This is a genomic window from Micromonospora echinospora, assembly GCF_900091495.1.
Taxonomy (GTDB): domain Bacteria; phylum Actinomycetota; class Actinomycetes; order Mycobacteriales; family Micromonosporaceae; genus Micromonospora; species Micromonospora echinospora.
On the sequence record NZ_LT607413.1, the window covers coordinates 1,785,659 to 1,803,019 of the forward strand.

At 70.8% G+C, this 17,361-nt stretch carries 15 protein-coding genes; 1 reads left to right on the top strand and 14 read right to left on the bottom strand.

What is annotated here, in order from left to right; genetic code table 11:
- Position 1: 1 nt before the first annotated feature.
- From nuoH to mqnC, 14 genes are all read right to left on the bottom strand, one after another.
- Entirely contained in the window at positions 2–1,357 is a 1,356-nt protein-coding gene (gene nuoH / locus GA0070618_RS08060; protein ID WP_088981079.1) for an NADH-quinone oxidoreductase subunit NuoH, read from the bottom strand.
- Entirely contained in the window at positions 1,354–3,867 is a 2,514-nt protein-coding gene (locus tag GA0070618_RS08065; RefSeq protein ID WP_088981080.1) for an NADH-quinone oxidoreductase subunit G, read from the bottom strand. Before GA0070618_RS08065 ends, nuoH begins: the two co-directional genes overlap by 4 nt.
- Positions 3,867–5,183, bottom strand: a complete 1,317-nt coding sequence (gene nuoF, locus GA0070618_RS08070) for an NADH-quinone oxidoreductase subunit NuoF (protein WP_088981081.1) — start codon at positions 5,181–5,183, stop codon at positions 3,867–3,869. Before nuoF ends, GA0070618_RS08065 begins: the two co-directional genes overlap by 1 nt.
- Positions 5,180–6,226: an NADH-quinone oxidoreductase subunit NuoE gene (gene nuoE / locus GA0070618_RS08075; protein ID WP_088981082.1), complete on the bottom strand. Its 1,047-nt coding sequence runs from the start codon at positions 6,224–6,226 to the stop codon at positions 5,180–5,182. Before nuoE ends, nuoF begins: the two co-directional genes overlap by 4 nt.
- Entirely contained in the window at positions 6,223–7,548 is a 1,326-nt protein-coding gene (locus tag GA0070618_RS08080; RefSeq protein WP_088981083.1) for an NADH-quinone oxidoreductase subunit D, read from the bottom strand. Before GA0070618_RS08080 ends, nuoE begins: the two co-directional genes overlap by 4 nt.
- Positions 7,545–8,282, bottom strand: a complete 738-nt coding sequence (locus GA0070618_RS08085; RefSeq protein WP_088981084.1) for an NADH-quinone oxidoreductase subunit C — start codon at positions 8,280–8,282, stop codon at positions 7,545–7,547. The genes GA0070618_RS08080 and GA0070618_RS08085 overlap by 4 nt, the downstream gene beginning before the upstream one ends.
- Entirely contained in the window at positions 8,279–8,956 is a 678-nt protein-coding gene (locus tag GA0070618_RS08090; RefSeq protein WP_088981085.1) for a NuoB/complex I 20 kDa subunit family protein, read from the bottom strand. Before GA0070618_RS08090 ends, GA0070618_RS08085 begins: the two co-directional genes overlap by 4 nt.
- Positions 8,957–8,970: 14 nt before the next feature.
- Positions 8,971–9,336 carry an NADH-quinone oxidoreductase subunit A gene (locus tag GA0070618_RS08095; protein ID WP_088981086.1) on the bottom strand — a complete coding sequence of 122 codons (366 nt, stop codon included), beginning with the start codon at positions 9,334–9,336 and terminating at the stop codon, positions 8,971–8,973.
- Positions 9,337–9,425: 89 nt separating this feature from the next.
- Positions 9,426–10,700, bottom strand: coding sequence for a geranylgeranyl reductase family protein (locus GA0070618_RS08100; protein WP_088981087.1), 1,275 nt, complete (start codon positions 10,698–10,700; stop codon positions 9,426–9,428).
- 136 nt (positions 10,701–10,836) lie between these two features.
- Positions 10,837–11,067 (bottom strand): hypothetical protein, encoded by a 231-nt coding sequence (locus tag GA0070618_RS08105; protein ID WP_088981088.1) that lies wholly within the window; start codon positions 11,065–11,067, stop codon positions 10,837–10,839.
- A 60-nt stretch (positions 11,068–11,127) separates the two neighbouring features.
- Positions 11,128–11,838 (bottom strand): demethylmenaquinone methyltransferase, encoded by a 711-nt coding sequence (locus GA0070618_RS08110; protein WP_088981089.1) that lies wholly within the window; start codon positions 11,836–11,838, stop codon positions 11,128–11,130.
- Between the two features lie 83 nt (positions 11,839–11,921).
- Positions 11,922–13,133 carry an LPXTG cell wall anchor domain-containing protein gene (locus GA0070618_RS08115; protein WP_088981090.1) on the bottom strand — a complete coding sequence of 404 codons (1,212 nt, stop codon included), beginning with the start codon at positions 13,131–13,133 and terminating at the stop codon, positions 11,922–11,924.
- Positions 13,134–13,278: 145 nt separating this feature from the next.
- Positions 13,279–14,478 carry an LPXTG cell wall anchor domain-containing protein gene (locus GA0070618_RS08120; protein ID WP_088981091.1) on the bottom strand — a complete coding sequence of 400 codons (1,200 nt, stop codon included), beginning with the start codon at positions 14,476–14,478 and terminating at the stop codon, positions 13,279–13,281.
- Between the two features lie 285 nt (positions 14,479–14,763).
- Positions 14,764–15,954 carry a cyclic dehypoxanthinyl futalosine synthase gene (gene mqnC / locus GA0070618_RS08125; protein ID WP_088981092.1) on the bottom strand — a complete coding sequence of 397 codons (1,191 nt, stop codon included), beginning with the start codon at positions 15,952–15,954 and terminating at the stop codon, positions 14,764–14,766.
- 421 nt (positions 15,955–16,375) lie between these two features.
- Here mqnC and GA0070618_RS08130 point away from each other — a divergent pair, with 421 nt between their 5' ends.
- A complete protein-coding gene (locus GA0070618_RS08130; protein ID WP_088981093.1) occupies positions 16,376–17,251 on the top strand; it encodes an ATP-grasp domain-containing protein in 876 nt (291 codons plus the stop codon).
- Positions 17,252–17,361 lie beyond the last annotated feature (110 nt).

The window sequence follows — 17,361 nt, forward strand, 5'->3', positions numbered from 1 at the left end:
GTCACACCTCCTTCGAGTCCGGGCCGGCGCCGATGTTGGCCGGCTCCCGCTCGGCCACCACCCGCTTGGTGCGCGGGCTCGGTGGCACCTGCAGGTCCATGGGGGGCACCGGGAAGCTGCCGTGCGGGCGCTTGTCGACCTGCTCCTGCGGGGTGAGCTTCCGCTCCGGCTTGCGGCTCGGCCAGAGCAGTACGGCGAGCAGCAGCACACCGGCCAGCACGCCGATGCCGGTCAGCCGGCCCCGGCTGTCCCAGTCCTCGATCGAGCGCAGCCAGGCCAGCACCAGGATCCAGACCAGGTTGATCGGGAGCAGGGCTTTCCAGCCCAGCCGCATGAACTGGTCGTACCGGAGCCGGGGCAGGGTGCCCCGCAGCCAGACGAAGACGAAGACCAGCAGGACGACCTTGCCGAAGAACCACAGCATCGGCCACCAGCCGGAGTTCGCCCCCTCCCAGAAGGTGGTGATCGGCGCGGGGGCCCGCCAGCCGCCGAGGAACAGCGTCACGGTGAAGGCCGACATGGTCACCATCGCGACGTACTCGGAGAGCATGAAGAGCGCGAACTTCAGCGAGCTGTACTCGGTCATGAAGCCCGCGACCAGCTCCGACTCCGCCTCCGGCAGGTCGAACGGTGCCCGGTTGGTCTCACCGACGGTGGCGATGAAGAAGATGATGAAGCTCGGCATGAGCAGGATCGCGTACCAGCCCGGGGCGGAGAACTCCAGCCCGAAGACGTTGAGCTGGGAGCCGTGGGCCTGGGCGGCGACGATCCCGCTGGTGGACATCGTGCCGGCGGTCATGAAGACGGCGACGATGCTCAGCCCGAGCGCGACCTCGTACGAGATCATCTGGGCGCTGGAGCGGAGACCACCGAGCAGCGGGTACGTCGAGCCGGAGGCCCAGCCGCCGAGCACGATGCCGTAGACCGCCATCGAGGAGCAGGCCAGCACCACCAGCACCGCCACCGACACGTCGGTGACCTGGAGCGGCGTCCGGTGGCCGAAGATGCTCACCATCGGGCCGAACGGGATCACCGACAGCGCGGTGACCGCGCAGATCACCGAGACGGCCGGGGCGAAGAAGTAGACGACCTTGTCCGCCGCCTTCGGGAGGATGTCCTCCTTGAAGGCCATCTTGAGACCGTCGGCGAGGGTCTGGAGCAGGCCGAACGGGCCGATCTGGTTCGGGCCCGGCCGGACCTGCATGTAACCCACCACACGCCGCTCGAACCAGACGCCGAGCAGGGTGGCGAGCAGGCCGAAGACGAAGGCGAAGACGATCTTGATCAGGACCAGCCACCACGGGTCCTTGCCGAAGTCGGCCAGCGTCGGGTCCTGCGCGAGGTAGACCGCGTTCACTGGGATACACCCCCGGTGTTGAGGAGCGGGCCCGGGCGGTCGGCGGCGTCCGCGGCGACGCGTTCGGTCGCGGTGGCCGGCTCCGTCGCGGCGGAGACGCGTACCACCGAGCCGGACGTCGCGCCGAGGCTGCGCCGGACGGTCGAACCGGGTGAATTGGTCGGCAGCCAGACGACGCCGTCCGGCATCTCGGTGATGGCCGCCGGAAGGGTCAGCGCCCCCCGGTCGGTCCCCACCGTCACCGCGTCACCGTCGGCGACGCCGAGCGCCTCGGCGGTGCCCTTGCCCAGCCGCACCACCGGCGGCCGGGCGGTGCCGCCCAGGTGCTCGTCGCCGTCGATGAGGCTGCCCAGGTCGATGAGCTGGTGCCAGGTGGCGAGGACCGCCTCGCCGTCGCCCGTGCGGGGCGCCGGCTGCGGCTCCACGGACGGGACCGACGGGCGGTCGGTGCGGGTCGCCGGCAGGGAGCCCAGTTCGCGGCGGACGCTGAGCACGTCACCGGTGCCGAGCTGGACGCCCAGCCGGTCGGCGATCGCGTCGAGCACCCGGCCGTCGGACATCGCCGGGGTCTGGAGCACCGCGTCGAACGGCCGCAGCCGCCCCTCCCAGTCCAGGAAGCTGCCGGCCTTCTCGACCACCGGGGCGACCGGGAAGACCACGTCCGCCCGGCGGGCCACCGCACTCATCCGCAGCTCCAGGCTGACCAGGAACGGCACCTCGTCGAGGGCCTGCTCGGCCAGGCGCGGATCGGCCAGGTCGGCCGGGTCGACCCCGGCCACCACCAGCGCGCCGAGCTTGCCGGCCGCCGCCGCCGCGACGATGCCGTCGGTGTCCCGACCGGCCTGGCTGGGGATCACCCCGGCCGCGATGTCCCACGCCTCGCCCAGCTCGGCGCGGGCACCGGGCTCGGTGACCAGGCGTCCGCCGGGGAGCAGGTTCGGCAGGCAGCCGGTGTCGACCGCGCCCCGGTCACCCGCGCGCCGCGGCACCCAGGCCAGCTTCGCGCCGGTACGCCGGGCCACGTCGGCGGCGGCGGAGAGGCCACCGGGGACGCTGGCCAGCCGCTCGCCCACGATCAGGATCGCGCCCTCGGCGCCGAGCGCCTCGCGGACCGTGTCGTGCTCGGCGAGCAGCAGCGCCTCCTCGCCCGGCACCACCCGGGCGAGCTTCGCGCCGAGCTTCTCCAGGCCCCGGGTGGCGAACGGCGCCAGCGCGTACACCTTGAGCTTCTTCTTCAGGTACGCCTTGCGCAGCCGCAGGAAGAGGATCGGGCACTCCTCCTCCGGCTCCAGGCCGGCCAGCACGACGGCCGAGGCGTTCTCGACGTCGGCGTAGGTGACGTCGGTGATCCCGGCCACGTTGCTGGCCAGGAACTCCGTCTCCTCACGGGAGACCGGGCGGGCCCGGAAGTCGATGTCGTTGGTGTTCAGCGCGACCCGGGCGAACTTCGCGTACGCGTAGGCGTCCTCGACGGTCAGCCGGCCACCGGTGAGCACCGCGGTGCCCTGCCCGCCGTCGCGTGCGGCGGCCAGCCCCTCGGCAGCCACGGTGAGCGCCTCGCTCCAGGACGCCTCGCGCAGCTCGCCGGTCTTCGCGTCCCGCACCAGCGGGGTGGTGATCCGGTCGAAGGCGCGGGCGTACTGGAAGCCCCAGCGGCCCTTGTCGCAGTTCCACTCCTCGTTGACCTGCGGGTCGTCACCGGCGAGCCGGCGCAGCACCTTGCCCCGCCGCCAGTCGGTGCGCTGGGAGCACCCGGCCGAGCAGTGCTCGCAGACGCTCGGGGTGGAGACCAGGTCGAAGGGGCGGGCGCGGAAGCGGTACTGGGCGCCGGTCAACGCGCCGACCGGGCAGATCTGCACGGTGTTGCCGGAGAAGTACGAGTTGAACGGCACGTCGCCGTCGTCCTCGCCCTCGGCGGCCCCGTACGCCTCGTCCCGGTAGATGTTGATCTCCTCGGCGGAGGACCGGCCCATCAGGTCGATGAACTTGTCCCCGGCGATCTCCTCGGAGAAGCGGGTGCACCGCTGGCAGAGCACGCACCGTTCCCGGTCCAGCAGGACCTGGGTGGAGATGTTCAGCGGCTTCTCGTACTCCCGCTTGTGCTCGTGGAAGCGGGAGTCGGTGCGGCCGGTGGACATCGCCTGGTTCTGCAGGGGGCACTCGCCGCCCTTGTCGCACATCGGGCAGTCGAGCGGATGGTTCATCAGCAGCAGTTCCATCACCCCCTCCTGCGCCTTCTTGGCCACCGGGGAGGTGAGCTGGGTCCGGACCACCATGCCCTCGGCCACCGTCTGGGTGCAGGAGGCGACCGGCTTGCGCTGCCCCTCCACGTCGACGAGGCACTGCCGGCACGCGCCGGCCGGGGCCAGCAGCGGGTGGTCGCAGAACCGGGGGATCGCGATCCCCATCTGCTCGGCGACCCGGATCAGCAGCGCCCCCTTCGGGGCGGTGACCTCGATGCCGTCGATGGTGAGGGTGACCGTCTCGGTCTGCTTCGCTACGTCGGTCATCAGTGCGCCCCTACCAGGGTCTTCTCCGACAACTTGGGAGCAGTCCGTCCCTCGATGTAGTCGAGGTAGTCCTGCTTGAAGTACTTCAGCGACGAGGTCACCGAACTGGTCGCCCCGTCACCCAGACCACAGAACGAGCGGCCGAGGATGTTGTCACAGGTGTCGAGCAGGGTGTCCAGGTCCTCGTGGGTGCCCCGGCCGGCGAGGATCCGCCGGTACACCCGGACCATCCAGTAGTTGCCCTCTCGGCACGGGGTGCACTTGCCGCACGACTCGTGGTGGTAGAACTCCAGCCACCGGTACGTCGCGTAGACCGGGCAGTCCTGGTCGGAGAAGATCTGGGTGGCCGTGGTGCCCAGGATCGAGCCGGCTGCCGCGACGCCCTCGAAGTCCAGCGGCACGTCGAGGTGCTCGTCGGTGAGCAGCGGGGTCGACGATCCGCCCGGCGTCCAGAACCGCAGGTTGTGGCCGGGCTGCATGCCCCCGGCCAACTCCAGCAGCTCACGCAGGGTGATGCCCATCGAGCACTCGTACTGGCCGGGGTTGGCGATCCGGCCGGAGAGCGAGTAGATCATCGGCCCGGAGGACTTCTCGGTGCCCATGGTCTTCCACCAGTCGGCCCCGCCGAGCACGATGTACGGCACGCTGGCGATGGTGCCGACGTTGTTGACCACCGTCGGGCTGGCGTAGAGGCCGTGCGTCGCCGGGAAGGGCGGACGCAGTCGGGGCTGGCCCCGGAAGCCCTCCAGCGAGTCCAGCAGGGCGGTCTCCTCGCCGCAGATGTACGCGCCCGCGCCGGAGTGCACCACCAGGTCCAGGTCGAACCCGGAGCCCTGGATGTTCCGGCCGAGGTAGCCCCGGTCGTACGCCTCCCGCACCGCGTTGCGCAGCCGGCGCGCGGCGTGCACGGCCTCGCCCCGGATGTAGATGTACGCACGGTTGGCCCGGATCGCGTACGACGCGATGATGACGCCCTCGACCAGCGAGTGCGGGTCGTGCGTCATCAGCGGGAGGTCCTTGCAGGTGCCCGGCTCGCCCTCGTCGGCGTTGACCACGAGGTAGTGCGGCTTGCCGTCGCCCTGCGGGATGAAGCCCCACTTCAGGCCGGTCGGGAAGCCCGCGCCACCGCGACCGCGCAGCCCGGAGTCCTTGATGAGCTGGATGAGGTCGTCCGGGTGGGCCTTGAGGGCCTTGCGCAGGGCGGCGTAGCCGTCCAGCTTCTGGTACGTGTCGATCCGCCAGGCGTCCGGCGAGAGCCACCGCTTGGTGAGCACCGGGGTCAGCTTGGCCAGCGTCTCCGGCCGAGGCGTGGTCACTTGTTGGCCTCCGCTTCCTTGAGCGAGCGCTCCTGCGCAGCGGCGTCGTCACCGGCGGGCTTGCCGTCGCCGGCCGGCACGTTGGTCGCCGCGCCCTCGGCCTCGGCCGCCCGCGCGTCGCGCGGGGCCGGCGGCGCGCCGTCGACCGGAACCTTGGTGCCCGGCGAGTCCGGGACGGCGGTCTTCGCGTCCGGCTGCCGGGTCTCGGCGGCCCGCACCTCGGGTGACTTGTCGTCCGGGGCCTTCACGTCCGGCGCGGTGCTGCCGGTGGCCGCCTTCGGCGTCGCCGGCTCGGGCGCCGGGGCCGGCTTCGCGGCCTCGGCCCGGGCCTTCGCCTCGGCGGCGGCCTGGTTGGCCTCGGCCTTGCTGCGGATCGGGGTGTTCGGGTCGAAGCCGGGCACCGAGATGCCGTGCTGCTGCGCCAGGCGCAGCCCGCGCAGGGTCGGCTCGCCCGGCCCGCCGTCGGCCACCGCGCCCTCCCGCTCGTCGGCGAAGCCGGCGAGCTGGACCGACATCTCCTTCAGCGTGCAGAGGCGGGCGCCCCGGGTCGGCGTCGGCCGGCCACCGGAGCGCAGTTCCTCGACCACACCGAGGGCGGTCTGCGGGTCGACGCCGTCGAAGAAGTCGTAGTTGACCGTCATCACCGGGCCGTAGTCGCAGGCCGCGAGACACTCGGCGTGCTCCAGGGTGATCTTCCCGTCGGTGGTCGTCTCGTCGTGCCCCACGCCCAGGTGCTCGGCGAGGGTGTCGTAGACGTCCTGACCGCCGAGCACGTTGCACATGGTGTTGGTGCAGACGCTGACCAGGTAGTCACCGGTCGGCCGGCGCTTGTACATGGTGTAGAAGGTGGCCACCGCGCCGACCTGGGCCTTGTTCAGGCCGAGCACCTCGGCGCAGAACTCGACCCCGGCCGGGGAGACGTACCCCTCCTCGGACTGCACCAGGTGCAGCAACGGGAGCAGCGCGGAACGGGACCGGTCGGCCGGGTAACGGGCGATGATCTCCCGTGCCCGGGCCCGGGTCTCTTCGGTGAAAACACTCATCGGTCACAACCACCCATCACGGGGTCCAGCGAGGCGCCACCGGCGATCACGTCGGCGATCAGGCCACCCTCGGCCATGGCCGGGAGCGCCTGGAGGTTGACGAAGCTCGGCTCCCGGTAGTGCACCCGGTACGGCCGGGTGCCGCCGTCGGAGACCGCGTGCACGCCCAGCTCGCCCCGGGGCGCCTCGATCGCCACGTAGACCTGGCCCGGCGGGACCCGGAACCCCTCGGTGACGAGCTTGAAGTGGTGGATCAGCGACTCCATCGACTGACCCATGATCTTCGCGACGTGCTCCAGCGAGTTGCCCATGCCGTCGACGCCGATGGCGAGCTGCGCCGGCCAGGCGATCTTCTTGTCGGCGACCATCACCGGTCCCGGCTTCAGCCGGTCCAGCGCCTGCTCGACGATCTTGAGCGACTCCCGCATCTCGGCGAGCCGGACCTGGTAGCGGCCCCAGACGTCGCCGTCCGGGTGGGTCGGGACGTCGAAGTCGTACGTCTCGTAGCCGCAGTACGGATCGGTCTTGCGGAGGTCCCAGGGGAGCCCGGCGGAGCGGAGCACCGGCCCGGTCACGCCGAGCGCCAGGCATCCGGTCACGTCGAGCACGGCGACGTTCTTCGTCCGCTCGACCCAGATCGGCTGCCCGGAGAGGAGGTCCTCGTACTCGTCGAGCTTCTTCGGCATCTCCTTGAGGAACTTGCGGATCTTGACGATCGCGTCGTCCGGCACGTCCTGGGCGACCCCGCCCGGCCGGACGTACGCGTGGTTCATCCGCAGGCCGGTGACGAGCTCGAAGATCTCGAGGATGTACTCCCGCTCCCGGAAGCCGTAGAGCATGATCGAGATCGCGCCCAGCTCCATGCCGGTGGTGGCCAGCCAGACCAGGTGCGAGGAGATCCGGTTCAGCTCCATCATCAGGACCCGGATCGTGGTGGCCCGCTCGGTGATCTGCTCCTCGATCCCGAGCAGCTTCTCCACCGCCAGGGAGTACGCCGTCTCGTTGAAGATCGGGGCGAGGTAGTCCATCCGGGTCACGAAGGTCGAGCCCTGCACCCAGTTGCGGTATTCGAGGTTCTTCTCGATCCCGGTGTGCAGGTAGCCGACGACCGTACGCATCTCGCGGACGGTCTCGCCCTCCAGATCCAGGATCAGCCGCAGCACGCCGTGCGTGGACGGGTGCTGCGGACCCATGTTGACGACGATCCGCTCGTCGTTGATCGGGTCGGTGCCGGAGACGACCTGGTCCCAGTCCCCGCCGGTGACGGTGAAGACCCTGCCCTCGGTCGTCTCGCGCTCGGTGGCGTAGCTCGGGGTGCTCACTGGTAGGACCTCCGCTGGTCTGGCGGTGGGATCTCGGCGCCCTTGTACTCGACGGGGACGCCGCCGAGCGGGTAGTCCTTACGCTGCGGGTGCCCCTCCCAGTCGTCCGGCATGAGGATCCGGGTCAGGTTGGGGTGACCGTCGAAGAGGACACCGAACATGTCGTACGCTTCCCGCTCCTGCCAGTCGGCGGTCGGGTAGACGGCGGTGACGCTCGGCAGGTGCGGGTTCTCGGCCGGCACGGCGACCTCCAGCCGCACCCGGCGGCGGTAGGTCATCGAGGTCAGGTGGTAGACCACGTGCAGTCGGCGCTCGTCCGCGCCGAGGTAGTCCACCCCGGAGACCGAGGAGCAGAGCTCGAAGCGGAGGGCCAGGTCGTCCCGCATCACCTGGCAGACCTCGGCGATCTTCTCCGGGCGGACGTGCAGGGTCAGCTCGCCCCGGTCGACGACGACCTTCTCGATCGCCTCGCCGAAGGCCGGGTACGCCTCCTCCAGCGCGTCGCGGACCTCGTCGAAGTAGCCGCCGTACGGCCGGGCGGCCTCCTCGATCGGCCGACGCGGCCGGACCAGGCCACCGAAGCCGGAGGTGTCACCGGACCCCTGGATGCCGAACATGCCCCGACCGGCCGGGCTGGCCGGCGGGTACTCGGCGGGCGCGGTGCTGCTCGCCCCGGCCGGCGTCACCGGCACCGGGACGCCCCCGTCGTTCGGCTTGTCGTTCGGAGCCGTCATTTGATGCCCCCGTACGGGTGGAGGTGGTTCTGGGCGTTCATCCAGTTCTCGATCCGGAGCTGCTCCTCGCGCCCCTCCCGGACCGCCTGGGTCCACTCGGCGCGGCGGGCCTTGTCCTCGCGGTACGACGACGGCATCGAGCCGTACGGGACGACGGGCACGTCACCGCGGGCCTGGCGGGCCTCCAGCATCTTGCGGCCGTTCGGGCCGAGCGGCTCGTGCCCGATCTTCTCGCGGAGCTTGAGGATCGCGTCGATCAGCATCTCCGGGCGGGGCGGGCAGCCGGGGAGGTACATGTCGACCGGGACGACATGGTCGACGCCCTGGACGATGGCGTAGTTGTTGAACATCCCGCCGCTGCTGGCGCAGACGCCCATCGAGAGCACCCAGCGGGGCTCGGCCATCTGGTCGTAGATCTGCCGCAGGACCGGGGCCATCTTCTGGCTCACCCGACCCGCGACGATCATCAGGTCGGCCTGCCGGGGCGAGGCGCGGAACACCTCCATGCCCCAGCGGCCCATGTCGTAGTGCGGGCCACCGGCCGCCATCATCTCGATCGCGCAGCAGGCCAGGCCGAAGGTGGCGCCCCAGACCGACGACTTCCGCGACCAGTTGACCAGCTTCTCCACCGAGGTCAGCAGGATGCCGGCGGGAAGCTTCTCCTCGATACCCATGTGAGGTTCCTCCCTCAGTCCCAGTCCAGGCCGCCACGCCGCCAGACATAGGCGTACGCGACGAAGACCGCGACGATGAACAGGACCATCTCCACGAAGCCGAAGATCGGCAGGGCGTCGAACGAGACCGCCCAGGGGTAGAGGAAGATGATCTCGATGTCGAAGACGATGAAGAGCATCGCCGTCAGGTAGAACTTGATCGGGAACCGGCCCCCGCCGACCGGCTGCGGGCTCGGCTCGATGCCGCACTCGTACGCCTCGAGCTTGGCCTTGTTGTAGCGGCGCGGGCCGGCGAGGCGGGCGCCGGCGATCGAGAAGATCGCGAACGCCGTGGCGAGGGCGAACAGCCCGATGATGGGTGCGTAAGGCGAGAGCGTCATGGTTGTCTCCTGCTCGTCCTTCCCTGCCCTCGGTGGTTGGCGAAATCACACTATTAACTTCACCTCCGGCAACCTGCGCCGGGGTGCGGCTAGACCGCTGGGGCCGCCTTCGTCATCGCGTTGATGACCCGGTCCATCGCGTCCCCGCCACGCGGGTCGGTCAGGTTGGCCAGCAGCTTCAGCACGAAGCGCATGAGCATCGGGTGCGGCATGCCGTGCTTGGTGGCGATCCGCATGATCTCCGGTCGGCCGATCAGCTTCACGAAGATCCCGCCGAGGCGGTAGTAGCCGCCGAACCGCGCCTTCAGCTCCGTCGGGTACGCCGTCAGCGCCCGCTCGCGCTCCGCGCCCGCCGGCCGGGCCAGCGCCTGCACCGCGATCTCCGCGGCCAGCTCGCCGGACTCCATCGCGTACGCGATGCCCTCGCCGTTGAAGGGGTTGACCATGCCGCCCGAGTCGCCGACCAGCAGCACGCCCCGGGTGTAGTGCGGCACCCGGTTGAAGCCCATCGGCAGCGCCGCGCCGAGGATCGGACCCTCGGCGTTCGCCTCGTCGGTCATGCCCCAGTCGGCCGGGGTGTTGGCCAGCCAGTCGGTGAGCAGTCGCCGGTAGTTCGTCTTGCCGAAGGCGGAGGAGGAGTTGAGCACGCCCAGGCCGACGTTGACCCGGCCGTCACCGAGGCCGAAGATCCAGCCGTACCCGGGCAGCAGCGCGTCGCTGCCCTTGCTGCGCAGTTCGAGCCAGGACTCGAGGTAGTTGTCGTCGTGCTTGGCCGGGCAGCGGTAGTACCGCCGGACCGCCACGCCGATCGGGCGGTCTTCCCGCTTGGCCAGGCCGAGCGCGAGGGGGAACCGGCCGGAGACGCCGTCGGCGGCGACCACCAGCGGGGCGTGGAAGGTGGCCGGGACCTTGTCCGGGCCGACCTCGGCCTCGACGCCGGTGACCCGGCCGGTGGGGTCGAGCACCGGACCCATGACGTTCACGCCGGTGCGCAGCTCGGCACCGGCCGCGACGGCCCGTTGGGCGAGCAGGTCGTCGAAGTCCAGCCGGGTGCGCACGAGCCCGTAGTTGGGGAAGCTGGCCAGGTCGGGCCAGTCCAGCTCCAGCCGGAGGCCGCCGCCGATCACCCGCAGGCCCCGGTTCTGGAGCCAGCCGGCCTCGGGCGAGGTGTCCACGCCCATCCGGATGAGCTGCCGGACCGCGCGCGGGGTCAGCCCGTCACCGCAGACCTTCTCCCGGGGGAACTCGGTCTTCTCCAGCAGCAGCACCCGGGCTCCGTGCCGCGCCAGGTGGTACGCGGTCGCCGAGCCGCCGGGTCCGGCGCCCACGACGATCACGTCGGCGTCGTGCTCCACCGTCGTCATCCGGGCCTCCTCCCCATACGCTCGTGAAACACTTCACAAGCCAGTCGGGGAGGAGTCTATGACCGTCATTACCCCCGCCCAGGGTTAGGTGACCCTAACTTGCCTGGAGGGGGGTCCTGGAGACCTGAGTGAGCACTCAGGGATGACCGGGAGTGACCCTGTCCAGGCCCACGTCGAGCCGGATCGCCTCGGGCAACTGGTCGCGCAGCGCCCCGCCGGCCACCCGGTCCAGGGCGGCCAGCACCTCCGCCACCACCTGCCGGACGGTGGCCGGGTCGGCACCGGCGAGCTGCCGGAGCTGGTCGACGAGTTCGCGCGTGTCGTCCTCGTCGGCAACCACCCGGTACGCCTCGTCTGCTCCCGTCATGGCGGACAGCCTACGGGGGCAAAGGCCGCCAAAAAGGGATAACAGGGAACGTGAGGGTGACTAGTCGCGGACCGCCCGGTGCAGCGCCGCGATGCCGCCGGTCAGGTTGCGCCAGGCCACCCGGCCCCACCCCGAGGCACCGATCCGCGCGGCCAGCGCCGGCTGGTCGGGCCAGGCCCGGATCGACTCGGCGAGGTAGACGTAGGCGTCCGGGTTGCTGGAGACCGACCGGGCCACCGTGGGCAGCGACCGCATCAGGTACGACAGGTAGACCGTCCGGAACGCGGGGTTGGTGGGGGTGCTGAACTCGCAGACCACCAGCCGCCCGCCGGGACGCGTGACCCGGGCCAGCTCGCGCAGGGCCGCGTCCGGGTCCGACACGTTACGCAACGCGAAGGAGATGGTCACCGCGTCGAAGGTCGCGTCGGCGAAGGGCAGCCGCAGCGCGTCCCCGGCGAGCAGCGGCACCTCCGGCCGTACCCGCCGCCCGGCGGCGAGCATGCCCAGACTCAGGTCGGCGCCGACGGCGTACGCCCCGCTGCGGGCCAGTTCCTCGGTGGAGACCCCGGTGCCGGCGCCCACGTCCAGCACCCGCTCACCCGGCTCCAGGGCCAGTGCGGCCCGGGTCGCCCGGCGCCACCCCCGGTCCTGCCCGAAGGAGAGCACGGTGTTGGTCAGGTCGTATCGAGCGGCCACGCCGTCGAACATCGCGGCGACCTCGTGCGGCTGCTTGTCCAGACTGGCGCGCTGGCCCTGCGGGGTACGGCTCACGCCCCCACTCTGCCAGCCCGATGCACGACGGGGCCGGGCGGGATGGTCACCCATCCCGCCCGGCCCCGGGCGTCAGCAGGACGTCAGTTGGTGGACTTCTCGTCGGCCGGGGTCACCAGCACCACCCGACGGCGGCGGGAGAGCACCAGCAGCGCGCCCCCGACCAGCAGGACGGTGCCGCCGACGCCACCGATCAGACCGGCCTGGACACCGGTCACCGGCAGCCCGCCGTCGCCGCCACCGCTACCGCCACCCGCCGCCGGCGGGACGCTCGGCGAGACCGACGGCGAGGCACTCGGGCCCGGCGTCGGGGTGGTCAGGTCGACGAAGACGTCGAAGAGCGCGCTGTTGTCGATGTCGTCGACCTCGCTGAACGCCCGGCGCTGGGCCGGTCCGGCGACCTCCGGCTCCTCCTCCGGCTCGCCCGCGAGGGCCCGGTCCAGGCCGGCGGCGTAGATGTTGCCGATCCGCAGCACCGGCTCGGTGACCTCCTTGGCCACCTTCACCCGGACGCTGTCGGTGTAGTACTCACCCGGCTTCAGCACCACGGCCGGGTCGTCGCAGAACGCCTGGGCGATCCCGAGGAAGTCCTCCTGGACGCAGTTCTCCGGCAGCTCGGCGAAGCTGACCCCGGCCGGCAGGGAGATCAGGTAGAACAGCCCGGTCGCCCGCCGGCTGCCGCCGTTGTAGACGGCCCAGTCCAGCGGGGCGGTCTCACCTGGACGGACCGGCCGCAGGCCGGTCTCCTCGTCACCGTCGACCTCGACGTCGGCGTAGACGTCCTGGGCCCAGGTGACCAGGTCGTAGCCGGGCTTGGTCACGGTGAGGTCGACCTCGACGGTGTTGTCCTCCGGGTCCGCCTCGGCGGTCTCGGAGGTGATGGAGACCACCAGGGTGCCGGCGGGACCACGCGTACCGGTGCTGAACAGCGGGATGCCGAAGTCCTCGCTGGTCCCGGCGGAGAGGTCGCCGAGGACACAGGAGTAGACGGCCTTGCCCTGCTGCTGGCAGCCGTCCGGCACGAAGAAGCCGACCCTCTTGTGGTTGACCTTCCGGGCGTCCACCTTGACGGTGACGTTGCGGGCGTCCGCCGTGCTTCGGGTGTTGTCCACGGTGAACTTGAAGGGCTTGGCCTTGGCCTCGGAGACGCCCCTGGCGATCTGGCCGCTGAGCGGAATGAGGTTCAGGTCGACCTGGTCGGCCGCCTGGGCCGGCGCGCCGACCGCGACCAACCCGGCCGTGAGCAGGGTCACGGCGCCAGTTCGGGCCAGCGCCGCGCGGGTGAACAGGTTCATGCGGTCCCTCGGAGTTGCGAGCGTGAGGTGGGGGCGGCCCGGGTCGGACCGCACCTGGAAACGGTGGGGGCGGGACGGTCACCCATCCCGCCCCCCTCGCGGTGCGTTATGTAGACGGCCCGCACGGGCCGGTTGAGGACGACCGTCAGACGGTCGACGTCTCGTCGCCCGGGGTCACCAGGACCACCCGGCGACGACGGGCGGCCAGGAACATGGCACCACCGGCGAGCAGCACGGCACCGCCGATCCCGCCGATCAGGCCGGCCTGCGGGCCGGTCACCGGCAGGCCGCCGTCGCCGTCGCCGCCACCGGAGCCGCCCCTGGCGGCCACGACGACCGCGTAGCCGTCGGTGTTGTCGCTGGCGTCCACGTCGGCGCCCCGGATGCCGGTGACGTTCTCCGGCAGCTTGGTGGCCTTCCGGGCGAGACCCCGCAGCGGCTGCGTCGCCACGATCGGCTCGACGGTCACGCTGCCGCCGGTGAGGCTGCCGGCCTTCACGTCCGCTCCGACCGAGAGCAGGTGGTAGAAGTCACCGGCGGAGAAGACGTCGTCGTTCTCGTCGGTGTCCTCGTCGACCGGAACCAGCGGAAGCTGGCGGTAGGTGCAGACGGCCTCGGTGTTGGCCGCGTTGTACTCGCAGTCCGGCTCCGCCTCGGTGAAGGTCACGCCCTTGGGAAGCTCGACCGTGACGGTGAGACCCCCGGCCGCCCGGTCACCCTGGTTGACCACGAAGTACTGGAGCACGCCGGTCTCGCCGGCGTGCAGGTCGCCGACGACGGACAGCTCGCCGTTCTCGTCGACCTTCACCGCCTGCTTCACGTCACCGGCGAGGAGGAGCAGGTCCGGGCCGCTCTCGTCGGTGAACTCGATCGTGGCGGACTTGCTGTTGTTGCTGTCGTCGGTGTCGTCGGTGGAGGCGATGGAGAAGGTGATCGGGGCCTTGTACGTGCCCTCGAAGCCCTCCTGCTTGAAGAGCACCACCGGGAGCTCGACCGTCTCGCCCGGACCCGGCAGCAACTCCGACGGCACCTTGCAGGACCAGCCGGCCGCGTTCAGGTCGCAGTCCGGCACGGCCGGAACGGGGACCGCCTTGTCGGTGTCCACCTTCGACAGGTCCGCGCTGATCGACAGGTCGGTCGGAGTGTTCTTACCCCGATTGGTGACCTTGGCGAAAACGACCTTCCCCTCGCTGCCGGCGGCGACCCGGGTGCCGACCACGTCGAGGGAAAGGTCGGTCTCGGTGCCGGCGGCGTGGGCCGGAACGCCGAGCGCGGTGAACACGCCGGAGGCCAGCAGTGCGGCAGCGCCAACCCGCGCCGTCAACGCTCGGTTACGGAAGATCATTGAGGTGTTCCCCTAGGGAGACGGGAAAGAATGCGTCCGGGCGCGACGTCCACCCGGCACCGCCGACCGGGACGTTAGCGGTCCACGGTCGCCCCCGCCACCCCCTGGGGAGACCCGCAGTGAGCTGCTCGACTAAGAACCACTTAAGGATTGTCCGAATTGATGCGCTTACTGGGCAGAATCACAGGTAACTCTGGCCCCAATGGTTACCGCGATCGGCCCGCCCGCCGGACAACCATTGCCCGTTCGGTCGATCCCGCAATAACGACGATGATTACCGACCGTTTACTGGGCATCCACCAAAGGCAGTGAACGGCCGACGCCGCCGCCCGGAATCGCAATCGACGAGAAGTGCGACACGACGCGGTCGTCGGTCGGGTCCTCGGCCGGCGTGCGGTGCACCGCCAGGTGCCGGTAGAGGGTGTCCCGCTGGGCCGGGATCCGGTCGGCCGAGCGGATCATCGCGATCAGCTCGTGCAGGTTGGAGCGGTGCCGGGCACCGGCCGAGGAGATGACGTTCTCCTCCAGCATGATCGAGCCGAGGTCGTCCACTCCCATGTGCAGGGCGAGCTGACCGACGTCCTTGCCGGTGGTCAGCCAGGACGCCTGGAGGTGCGGCACGGTCTCGAAGAAGAGTCGGGCCACCGCGATCAGGCGCAGGTACTCCAGGGTCGTCGCCTGGGTGCGCCCCTTCAGGTGGTTGTTCTCCGGCTGGTACGTCCACGGGATGAAGGCGCGGAAGCCCTTCGTCCGGTCCTGGACGTCGCGGATCATCCGCAGGTGCTCGATCCGCTCGGCGGCGGTCTCACCGGTGCCCATCATCATCGTGGCGGTCGACTCGACCCCCTGCCGGTGGGCCAGCTCCATGACCTCCAGCCAGCGCTCGCCGGACTCCTTCAGCGGTGCGATCGCCCGCCGTGGGCGCTCCGGCAGCATCTCCGCCCCGGCCCCGGCGATCGAGTCCAGCCCGGCGGCCTTGATACGTGCGATCGCCTCGTCCAGGCTCACCCCGGAGACCTTCGCCATGTGCAGGATCTCGCTCGGCCCGATCGAGTGGATCGCGAGGTTCGGGTACGCCTTCTTGACCGAGGAGAACAACTCCTCGTAGTACTCCACGCCGTAGTCGGGGTGGTGGCCGCCCTGGAGCATCACCTGCGTCGCGCCCAGCTCGACCGCCTCGCCGCAGCGGCGCAGGATCTCCTCGGTCGGGTGGGTCCAGCCCTCCTTGTGCTTCGGCGCGCGGTAGAACGCGCAGAACTTGCACGCGGTGACGCAGACGTTGGTGTAGTTGATGTTGCGGTCGATGAGATACGTGACGATGTTGTCCGGGTACCGCCGCCGCCGCACCGCGTCGGCCGCCTCACCGAGGGCGTGGAACGGCGCCTCGGTGTAGAGCAGCAGCGCCTCCTCAGGCGTGATCCGCCCGCCGTCCGCGCCGCGCTGCAGGATGTCGTCGATCTCCCGGCTCACACTCACACCTGCGAGCCTACTGCGCCCAGGAACCTAACCCGCCACGCCCGCACCGCAGTTGGTCGAGGCCATCAGCGTGTTGCCGATCCATGCTGTGGTCTTCGACGCAAAGAACCACCGAGACTCCCGGGCAGCCCGCGGGGCATGCCTCGTCGAACTGGTGGAGCAGGCGGCAAAGATCAACACTGCTCGCCTGGTTCTCGAACGTGACGACTCGACGTTCCGGGCATCGCCCTGGTCGGGCCCGGCTACTTCCGGCAACTGCGTAACGACGAGGAGGTGCACGCCGCCGTCGCCCTGGCTGGCAACCCCCTGGTCGGCAACGACCGCCAGTTCGACCTGTGGCGCAGCATCGCCTACGACGGCCAGGTCAAGGCCCCGAGCTGACCGGCCTGACCGGAGCGGCGGGCCCGGCGAGAATGGCCCGATGCTGCTGCTGGTGCCTGCCGACCCGCTCCGTCCGTACCGCCCCGACCAGCACTTCGCATCGGAGGAGGCGGCTGCCCGGGAGGCCGGCGTACCGGTCGCGGTGGTGGACCACGACGCGCTCGCCCGGGGCGACACGGACGCCGCACTGCGGCGCCTGACCGGCGAGGGCGAGGCGGTCTACCGGGGCTGGATGCTCCGCGCCGAGCGGTACGCGGCCTTCGCGGAAGCGCTGGCCGCCCGGAGGGTCTTCCTGCACACCGGCAGCGAGCAGTACCGCCGGGCACACGAACTGCCCGGCTGGTATCCGGACCTGGCGTCGGTGACGCCGGCGACGACCTGGACCTCAGGTGACGGGCGTGAAGCCTTCGACCGGGCCCGCATCGAGCTGGGCGACGGCCCGGCCGTGCTCCGCGACTACTGCAAGTCGATGAAGCACCACTGGGACGAGGCGGCCTTCATCCCCGACCTGACCGACGCCGAGGCCGCCTGGCGGGTGGCCCGCCGGTTCCGCGAACTGCGCGAGGACGACTTCGTCGGCGGCTTCGTGCTACGCCGCTTCGAGCGGTTCACCTCGGCGGAGGTGCGCACCTGGTGGTGCGACGGTCGGTGCGTGCTCGTCGGCCCGCACCCGGACACCCCGGACCGACCGACCGCCACCGACCCTGACCTGACCACCCTCGCACCGCTGGTGGCCGCCCTTGGGCTGCCCTTCGTCACGGTCGACCTGGCGTGCCGCGACGACGGCGAATGGCGGGTGGTCGAGCTCGGTGACGGACAGGTCAGCGACCGCCCCACCACCGTCCAGCCCTCCAGCCTGCTCTCCCCGCTCCTCACCCCGCTTACACCCAACCCCGTCGATCATGGTTCCACCTGACCCGCGAGCGCCTCCGGAGCGACCGGGCCAGGAGGAACTGGCTGTCGGCCCAGGGCTGGACCATGCGCTACTTCACCGATCGGGACCTCTACCTCCGCCCGGACCACATC

What these genes read in the sequence shown, in the direction of transcription:
- GA0070618_RS08065 (WP_088981080.1), bottom strand. Translation starts at nt 3,867, where the DNA reads ATGACCGACGTAGCGAAGCAGACCGAGACGGTCACCCTCACCATCGAC.
- nuoE (WP_088981082.1), bottom strand. Translation starts at nt 6,226, where the DNA reads ATGAGTGTTTTCACCGAAGAGACCCGGGCCCGGGCACGGGAGATCATC.
- GA0070618_RS08085 (WP_088981084.1), bottom strand. Translation starts at nt 8,282, where the DNA reads ATGACGGCTCCGAACGACAAGCCGAACGACGGGGGCGTCCCGGTGCCG.
- GA0070618_RS08090 (WP_088981085.1), bottom strand. Translation starts at nt 8,956, where the DNA reads ATGGGTATCGAGGAGAAGCTTCCCGCCGGCATCCTGCTGACCTCGGTG.
- GA0070618_RS08095 (WP_088981086.1), bottom strand. Translation starts at nt 9,336, where the DNA reads ATGACGCTCTCGCCTTACGCACCCATCATCGGGCTGTTCGCCCTCGCC.
- GA0070618_RS08100 (WP_088981087.1), bottom strand. Translation starts at nt 10,700, where the DNA reads ATGACGACGGTGGAGCACGACGCCGACGTGATCGTCGTGGGCGCCGGA.
- GA0070618_RS08105 (WP_088981088.1), bottom strand. Translation starts at nt 11,067, where the DNA reads ATGACGGGAGCAGACGAGGCGTACCGGGTGGTTGCCGACGAGGACGAC.
- GA0070618_RS08115 (WP_088981090.1), bottom strand. Translation starts at nt 13,133, where the DNA reads ATGAACCTGTTCACCCGCGCGGCGCTGGCCCGAACTGGCGCCGTGACC.
- GA0070618_RS08120 (WP_088981091.1), bottom strand. Translation starts at nt 14,478, where the DNA reads ATGATCTTCCGTAACCGAGCGTTGACGGCGCGGGTTGGCGCTGCCGCA.
- GA0070618_RS08130 (WP_088981093.1), top strand. Translation starts at nt 16,376, where the DNA reads ATGCTGCTGCTGGTGCCTGCCGACCCGCTCCGTCCGTACCGCCCCGAC.